General features: G+C 43.2%; 5 protein-coding genes and 3 rRNA genes. 2 read left to right on the top strand and 6 right to left on the bottom strand.

Translation table 11 applies throughout. The features are described from left to right. A 16S ribosomal RNA gene (locus BSG1_RS18140) occupies positions 1 to 1,461 on the bottom strand; the annotation flags it as partial. A gap of 487 nt (positions 1,462 to 1,948) precedes the next feature. Between BSG1_RS18140 and BSG1_RS18145 the strand changes: the two genes are divergently transcribed. After that, positions 1,949 to 2,497, top strand: coding sequence for a hypothetical protein (locus BSG1_RS18145; protein WP_006838671.1), 549 nt, complete (start codon positions 1,949 to 1,951; stop codon positions 2,495 to 2,497). Between the two features lie 50 nt (positions 2,498 to 2,547). On the opposite strand, the gene BSG1_RS18150 is transcribed toward BSG1_RS18145, so the two are convergent. Then, positions 2,548 to 2,904 carry a DUF779 domain-containing protein gene (locus BSG1_RS18150; RefSeq protein ID WP_006838672.1) on the bottom strand — a complete coding sequence of 119 codons (357 nt, stop codon included), beginning with the start codon at positions 2,902 to 2,904 and terminating at the stop codon, positions 2,548 to 2,550. Positions 2,905 to 2,931: 27 nt separating this feature from the next. Next, entirely contained in the window at positions 2,932 to 4,452 is a 1,521-nt protein-coding gene (gene adh / locus BSG1_RS18155; RefSeq protein WP_006838673.1) for an aldehyde dehydrogenase, read from the bottom strand. A 267-nt stretch (positions 4,453 to 4,719) separates the two neighbouring features. On the opposite strand from adh, the gene BSG1_RS18160 reads away from it, so the two are divergent. Then, positions 4,720 to 5,346, top strand: coding sequence for a LysE family translocator (locus BSG1_RS18160; RefSeq protein ID WP_006838674.1), 627 nt, complete (start codon positions 4,720 to 4,722; stop codon positions 5,344 to 5,346). 280 nt (positions 5,347 to 5,626) lie between these two features. On the opposite strand, the gene BSG1_RS19920 is transcribed toward BSG1_RS18160, so the two are convergent. The 3 genes from BSG1_RS19920 to BSG1_RS18180 form a co-directional block, all read right to left on the bottom strand. After that, the gene (locus BSG1_RS19920; RefSeq protein WP_006838675.1) at positions 5,627 to 6,304 is read right to left on the bottom strand and encodes a CPBP family intramembrane glutamic endopeptidase; all 678 of its coding nucleotides are present in this window, start codon (positions 6,302 to 6,304) and stop codon (positions 5,627 to 5,629) included. A 1,337-nt stretch (positions 6,305 to 7,641) separates the two neighbouring features. Further along, positions 7,642 to 7,758: ribosomal RNA gene (rrf, locus tag BSG1_RS18175) — 5S ribosomal RNA — on the bottom strand. A gap of 85 nt (positions 7,759 to 7,843) precedes the next feature. Beyond that, positions 7,844 to 8,079: ribosomal RNA gene (locus BSG1_RS18180) — 23S ribosomal RNA — on the bottom strand; the annotation flags it as partial.

Below are 8,079 nucleotides of genomic sequence, written 5' to 3' on the forward strand. Positions count from 1 at the left end.
AAGGTTACCTCACCGACTTCGGGTGTTACAAACTCTCGTGGTGTGACGGGCGGTGTGTACAAGGCCCGGGAACGTATTCACCGCGGCATGCTGATCCGCGATTACTAGCGATTCCAGCTTCATGCAGGCGAGTTGCAGCCTGCAATCCGAACTGAGAACGGTTTTATGGGATTTGCTAAACCTCGCGGTCTTGCTGCCCTTTGTACCGTCCATTGTAGCACGTGTGTAGCCCAGGTCATAAGGGGCATGATGATTTGACGTCATCCCCACCTTCCTCCGGTTTGTCACCGGCAGTCATCCTAGAGTGCCCAACTGAATGCTGGCAACTAAGATCAAGGGTTGCGCTCGTTGCGGGACTTAACCCAACATCTCACGACACGAGCTGACGACAACCATGCACCACCTGTCACTCTGTCCCCCGAAGGGGAAAGCCCTATCTCTAGGGTTGTCAGAGGATGTCAAGACCTGGTAAGGTTCTTCGCGTTGCTTCGAATTAAACCACATGCTCCACCGCTTGTGCGGGCCCCCGTCAATTCCTTTGAGTTTCAGTCTTGCGACCGTACTCCCCAGGCGGAGTGCTTAATGCGTTAGCTGCAGCACTAAAGGGCGGAAACCCTCTAACACTTAGCACTCATCGTTTACGGCGTGGACTACCAGGGTATCTAATCCTGTTTGCTCCCCACGCTTTCGCGCCTCAGCGTCAGTTACAGACCAGAAAGTCGCCTTCGCCACTGGTGTTCCTCCACATATCTACGCATTTCACCGCTACACGTGGAATTCCACTTTCCTCTTCTGTACTCAAGTCCCCCAGTTTCCAATGACCCTCCACGGTTGAGCCGTGGGCTTTCACATCAGACTTAAGAGACCGCCTGCGCGCGCTTTACGCCCAATAATTCCGGACAACGCTTGCCACCTACGTATTACCGCGGCTGCTGGCACGTAGTTAGCCGTGGCTTTCTGGTTAGGTACCGTCAAGGTGCCGCCCTATTTGAACGGCACTTGTTCTTCCCTAACAACAGAGCTTTACGATCCGAAAACCTTCATCACTCACGCGGCGTTGCTCCGTCAGACTTTCGTCCATTGCGGAAGATTCCCTACTGCTGCCTCCCGTAGGAGTCTGGGCCGTGTCTCAGTCCCAGTGTGGCCGATCACCCTCTCAGGTCGGCTACGCATCGTTGCCTTGGTGAGCCGTTACCTCACCAACTAGCTAATGCGCCGCGGGTCCATCTGTAAGTGGTAGCTAAAAGCCACCTTTCCACTTTTCCTCATGCGAGGAAAAGAACTATCCGGTATTAGCCCCGGTTTCCCGGAGTTATCCCAGTCTTACAGGCAGGTTACCCACGTGTTACTCACCCGTCCGCCGCTGACATCAGGGAGCAAGCTCCCATCAGTCCGCTCGACTTGCATGTATTAGGCACGCCGCCAGCGTTCGTCCTGAGCCAGGATCAAACTCTCCGAAAGAAGTTTGACTTGCTCATTGATGCTGAAACTATGTTTCAGCCTGCTAATTAAAGTGTTAGCAACTTTGCAAGAACTAGGTTCTTACTAGATTAACGTTGACGTTTTGTCTTGTTTTGTTCAGTTTTCAAGGTTCAATCGCTCAGAAGTCTATCGTAACATGCTGTTTCGCTGTTGTCAACTTCTGCGAAATGTTTTTTTGTTAGCTGCTCCGTTTGAAGCAACTTTTAAAGTTTACCATGCTGTCTTCACTCTGTCAACAAGTATTTCGTAATCTTTTTGAAGAGTAAGTCCAAGATGATATCTTGCATTGCCTCGTTGCGAGACAGTAATAATATACTATCACCTTTTTTAATAGAGTTCAACAGTTAATTTTAAAAAAATATCTTTTCTAGTTTTACTTTATTGTAGTGGACTTTTATTACCTTATAAGGATAGTTTCAGATCAGTCAGGGGAAAATACATTCAACCTTAGTATGGAGTGATTTAAATGATACAACGTGCCTCTATTTTTATATTTGCTTCAGCAATCCTTTTTTGCACAACAGATACCCCGGTACTGGCAAACGGGCCAAGTAACCAATCCGGCGAAGATATCTACCGGGAAATTGGCTATACATCCGCCGAAGAAGCGGTAAGAGAAGCAGAAAACCACTTTAACCAAGAGCTGAAACTGCCACTTAGAGTACCTCCCATTCAATTCACCCATATCCTGGGGCGCTTCAATGACTTAGATGGCGAAGAAAATGACTCTTTTGAAATGAAATACATCAATGAAAAGACAACGGATAATCATTACAAGATCAACATACGCCCTATCCAGCAGAAGTTTCAGTACAAGAAAGAGGAAGTCATTAAAACGATTAAGCTTAAAGATGGAAATGAAGCTGTATACTTAGACCACTCTGGATTCAATGTCTTGGTTTTTGAAAAAGAAAACTGGCAGTATATGCTCAGTATCAATAAGAAGGTTTCAGAATTGATGCTTCCAGGAACACTGGTCAAGATAGCAAATTCTATTGACGCTCCTGAAGATTAGCCAAACAAAAACGACTCGTCAAATCGACGAGTCGTTTTTGTTTGGTCCCTTTATAGTTCTGCTTTTTCTTCATCGTTAAATATTCGGGATCTCGTTAAAAACCTTAAACCTTCCGGGCCTTCCAGTGAAAACATCCCGCCCCTGCCTTTTACTACATCAATGATTAATTGAGTGTGTTTCCAATAATCATATTGGGCTTTGGAAATATAGAATGGACAGCCGTCTATGTGACCAAGCAAGACATCACTATCTCCTATCAGCATGTCTCCCTCTTGATAACACATTGGGGAGCTTCCGTCACAGCAGCCCCCGGACTGGTGAAATAACAGTGGACCATGTTTGTCTTTCAGCCTTGAAATGAGTTTCGACGCTTCTTCTGTTGCTATCACTTTTCTAACTTCGGGCATATTTATCCTCCTTTTTTGATACGAGGATTAAAAGAAACCTAATTTCTGAGGGCTGTAGCTGACAAGCAGGTTTTTAGTCTGCTGGTAATGGCTTAACATCATCTTATGATTCTCTCTGCCGATTCCGGACATTTTGTAACCGCCGAATGCAGCATGGGCTGGGTAGGCATGGTAGCAGTTCGTCCACACGCGGCCGGCTTCAATGCTTCTGCCAAAACGGTATGCCGTGTTTATATCCCTGGACCAGACACCTGCTCCTAAACCATAAAGCGTGTCATTGGCAATTTCAAGTGCTTCTTCAGCCGTTTTGAATGTTGTTACAGATACGACAGGGCCAAATATTTCCTCTTGGAAGATACGCATCTTGTTATGACCTTTGAAAACAGTCGGTTCTACGTAGTAGCCTCCTTCCAATTCCCCTTCAAGGGTATTACGGTTCCCCCCGGTCAATACTTCTGCACCCTCTTGTTTTCCGATATCTATATAGGAAAGGATTTTTTCCAGCTGCTCTGTAGAAGCCTGTGCACCGACCATTGTTTCGGTATCCAGCGGGTTTCCTTGTTTGATAGCCTTGACTCTTTCAAGGGCTCTTTCCATGAACTTATCGTAAATTGATTCATGGATCAAAGCACGTGATGGACAAGTACATACCTCACCCTGGTTCAGCGCAAAAAGGACAAACCCTTCAATTGCTTTATCAAGGAAGTCATCATCTTGAGCCATTACATCTTCAAAGAAGATATTTGGTGATTTCCCGCCAAGCTCCAACGTAACCGGTATCAGATTTTGAGAAGCATATTGCATAATCAGACGGCCCGTTGTCGTTTCACCCGTAAACGCTACTTTCGCAACTCTTTGGCTCGTTGCCAGCGGTTTTCCTGCTTCAACTCCGAAACCATTAACAACATTCACAACACCCTTTGGCAGCAAATCTGCAATCAGTTCCATCATGACCATAATACTTGCCGGTGTTTGTTCTGCAGGTTTCAGAACAACACAGTTACCTGCTGCAAGGGCAGGAGCGAGCTTCCAAGTCGCCATTAACAGCGGGAAGTTCCAAGGAATAATCTGTCCCACAACTCCAAGCGGCTCATGGAAATGATAGGCTACCGTATCATTATCTACTTCCCCGATGCTTCCCTCTTGCGCACGGATACATCCAGCAAAATAACGGAAGTGGTCAATAGCCAGCGGTAAATCCGCATTGAGAGTTTCCCTGACAGGTTTACCGTTGTCCCATGTTTCGGCAACAGCCAGCATTTCCAGGTTCTCTTCAAGTCTGTCAGCAATTTTATTCAAGATAACGGCGCGCTCTGATACAGATGTTTTCCCCCATGCGTCCTTGGCAGCATGTGCAGCATCTAACGCTAGTTCAATATCTTCAGACGTGGACCTTGCAATCTCACAAAATGGTTTTCCATCCACAGGTGAAATATTCTCAAAGTATTCACCTTTGGTCGGAGCTACCCACTCGCCGCCAATATAGTTATCGTACTTTGATTTAAAATTTACTTTAGAACCTTCTTTATTCGGTTGTGCATAAATCATACTATCCCTCCATCAATAAAATTGTTATGTAATTCCTGAAGTGTGTAAGCGCTTTCTAATAGGTATGACTCTATTATATTATAAAAATATTCAGAAATCATTTATTTTATTCCATTATTTAATTTTTTTCATAGATTTACACTCCTGGAGTCCCTGAATAATAGTTTTTTCAGGAGGTTCCTAATGTCTCCATCCTTTGACATTTTTCGCAAAGCAGCTATGTTATCATGAAAGGAATTTTATTGTTCAGAAAGGAAGGGATGGAGTGTGGAAAATTTTTATCTCTTTGTCATCATGTCGGCTATGCTGATTCTTTTGCCGGGACCTGATACAGCCATCGTGACCAAGAATACACTTGCAGGGGGCAGCACCAAAGGGATCCAAACACTTTTAGGAACAATCTGTGCACTGCTGATCCATACTCTTGCTGCGGTAGCAGGACTTTCAGCGATTATTGTAAAATCAGCAGTCTTATTTTCCTTCTTTAAATATGCTGGAGCGCTTTACTTGGTTTACCTGGGGGTGAAATCCATTTTGTCATTAAGAAAAAGTTCCCTAACAGAAGAACTTTCTCAGGACAATAAATATAAAAATAAATCATATTTCAAGCAAGGGTTTCTCACGAACATATTAAACCCTAAAGTGGCAGTGTTTTTCCTTACCTTTCTGCCTCAGTTTGTAAATACCGGCAGCGAGCCACTGGTTCCCTTTCTATTAATGGGAATCACCTATGCAGTGCTTACAGCAGGTTGGTTCCTGCTTTACATTTTTTTGATCAATCAAATCAGCACCTTTATGAAAAAGCCCAATACCACAAAGGTAATAGAGGCACTAACCGGAACTGTTTTGATAGGGTTTGGCATTAAACTGGCATTTGAGAAAGTTCAACATTAAAACAATCTAGTAAGGTGTTTTTCAAATGAGTTATAGAGTAGCGAGGAGATGTCGTTGAAAGTAAAATCAATATTGTCCATGGTTTACTACCTTAAGTAAGGAAGAAGATTTCAGGAAAATAGCTATTGCATTGCCAGGAGCAGGGTATACCCTCCTGGCTCCCCTCCATTATTAATTAGCGTTTTCCTCAATAGATTATCACTGTTATATTCAAATAAAGGGGCGTCGATCCACACGGTCAACGCCCCTTTAATTTTGATTTTTTCACTCTATATATTTCCTAAAAATATAGAAAAAGCTGTGTCATATATAAATTCCATAACGAGTGAGCAATTATAGCAGGAATTAGAGACTTGGTTTTATAAACAGTAAACGTTAATAGAAAACCAGCCATAAAAGTGAAGATCCAAGCACCAGATGGGTGAATCATTCCAAATAGGATGGCTGTAATACTGATTGCCCAGAATGGTTTAATCAACCTTAACAGGATGGTCAGTATGACTCCTCTGAATAAGATTTCTTCCCATATGGGGGTGAGCAAGACAGTCCTAATCGTACTCTCTAAACTGCCCGCTGGAAGCATGTTGTTTTTAAAATAAAAAATGAAATATTTGTCCAGTAACACTTCAAAATGAAGACAAAGATGTAAGAGGAAGTAAGGAATAGCAAAAGTGAAAAGGATAAACACATAACTTTTAGGCTCTTTTAAAGCATTAAAACGTAACAGTGGAATGATAAATTCCCTAACGTTCTTCAAGCTAAATGTAATCAACATAAAATAAGAAAACCATATAAGCCCTCTCGATACACTCAAAGCATCACTTGGAAGAGGAAGTTGACTGATAAGGTAACCCGGCACAGCTAAAATACTAAAATACAGCAAAAGACTTTTGAACTTTACTCCAGAATCCTCCTTCTCCACTTTATTAGTGTTTTCTTTTTGCAAGCTGCTTAACATAGTGTTCTCCCCTCATTGTTATTTGAAAGACATAAACTCATTAATCAGGTGATTTACTGATTCTATATGTATACAACTAGAGTGGGACCAAATATGTTAACACCCAAGAGAATAAAGCTGCTAATGAGATGGTTAATATACTTAGCCAACATACACAACTGAAGTAACGATGCATCTGAATTTATGTTCATAAAACCACCGAGACCACTAGTTTGCAAAAGCTATTTGTCCCCATCATATTAAAAAATGCTTTCCTGCTTTTATATACGTTGCATATAAACAGAAGTTCCAAATTTTATACAATTTTATCCAAACTTATAGGGTTACGAACTAATAAGAGTTTTAGTATACTGTTTTTTAGATATAAATTTGTAGATATCTATAAAAAAATTATTGGGCCTAAGATACTTTTGATCGAGTTGACTATGAAGGAAGCAGGTTGAACTGATAATCGTTCTGTTTTGAAGAGGATGGTACATTAATTGAGTCGTTTATAAAAAACGGGCCTAGTTTGAGAGTATTGCATCTTAAATCGTATCAATTGTGCAGGTTGCTTTACTCCTCTGTCGGATTGAGCGTTTAGTAGTTACTTCCATTTTGAGTTATGCACCGAATCCTGGGAGTTTTGCGTCGAACATGGAAGTTATGCGTCGAAAACGAAAGTTATGCATCTAATCCAGGTACTTATGCATCTAAAATGAAAGTTATGCACCTAACTGGCTTTGCTGACGTATAATCGCTACATTTTTGCTTCTCCCTGCAGCTCCTCCTGCCATAATCTAGGAAATTCTATCTGGTTTGAAAGTTCAAGCAAATTAAATCACCATTTTATGAAGACTCGAGGAATAATTGCGTCCAATAGTAATTCTCTCAACTGATCCTCCTCCTATATTAAATCTTCTTTAAGCACAAAATAGAGCTCTCATCAATGGTACTCACCCTCGTGTAGTCAAGCTTCTTGCTCCTCCTCATCCTCATGGGCAGAGCCCACTCAGGTGTAGAAAATGCCTCTTGTATCTCATCTTTTTAAACACAAAAAAAGAGCACCACATCGGGTACTCTTTTGTCTGCCTGGCGACGTCCTACTCTCACAGGGGGAGGCCCAACTACCATCAGCACTGAAGGCTCGGACGGCGATGAGCGGCGAATCTCTTCGTCCGCTTCGCTCGTTCACATCCTCATGGGCAGAGCCCACTCCGGTGTTCGCTCCCTCTCGTCCTCGACCTTCTTGCTCCTCTCCATCCTCGCTCCTGCGGAGAACGGGGGTCTGCTGGAGGATCTCCCCCTTTTTCTTTTCAATACAAAAAAAGAGCACCACATCGGGTACTCTTTGGTTTGCCTGGCGACGTCCTACTCTCACAGGGGGAGATCCCCCAACTACCATCGGCGCTGAAGAGCTTAACTTCCGTGTTCGGCATGGGAACGGGTGTGACCTCTTCGCCTTAATCACCAGACATATTCAATTGAAAGAACATCGTTCTCTCAAAACTAGATAAAGTTATGAAGAAAAGAAAGTATTCCGAGTTTCGCTAATAAATTGTGGTTAAGTCCTCGATCGATTAGTATCTGTCAGCTGCACGTGTCGCCACGCTTCCACCTCAGACCTATCTACCTGATCATCTTTCAGGGATCTTACTCACATAAAGTGATGGGAAATCTCATCTCGAGGGGGGCTTCATGCTTAGATGCTTTCAGCACTTATCCCTTCCGCACATAGCTACCCAGCGATGCCTTTGGCAAGACACTGGTACACCAGCGGTGCGTCCATCCCGGTC

Origin of the sequence: Bacillus sp. SG-1 (genome assembly GCF_000181495.1) — a bacterium.
GTDB lineage: Bacteria > Bacillota > Bacilli > Bacillales > Bacillaceae_B > Rossellomorea.

Bases quoted from the DNA above. Each gene is read 5' to 3' on its own strand.
- BSG1_RS18145 (WP_006838671.1), top strand. From the start codon at position 1,949: ATGATACAACGTGCCTCTATTTTTATATTTGCTTCAGCAATCCTTTTT.
- BSG1_RS18150 (WP_006838672.1), bottom strand. From the start codon at position 2,904: ATGCCCGAAGTTAGAAAAGTGATAGCAACAGAAGAAGCGTCGAAACTC.
- adh (WP_006838673.1), bottom strand. From the start codon at position 4,452: ATGATTTATGCACAACCGAATAAAGAAGGTTCTAAAGTAAATTTTAAA.
- BSG1_RS19920 (WP_006838675.1), bottom strand. From the start codon at position 6,304: ATGTTAAGCAGCTTGCAAAAAGAAAACACTAATAAAGTGGAGAAGGAG.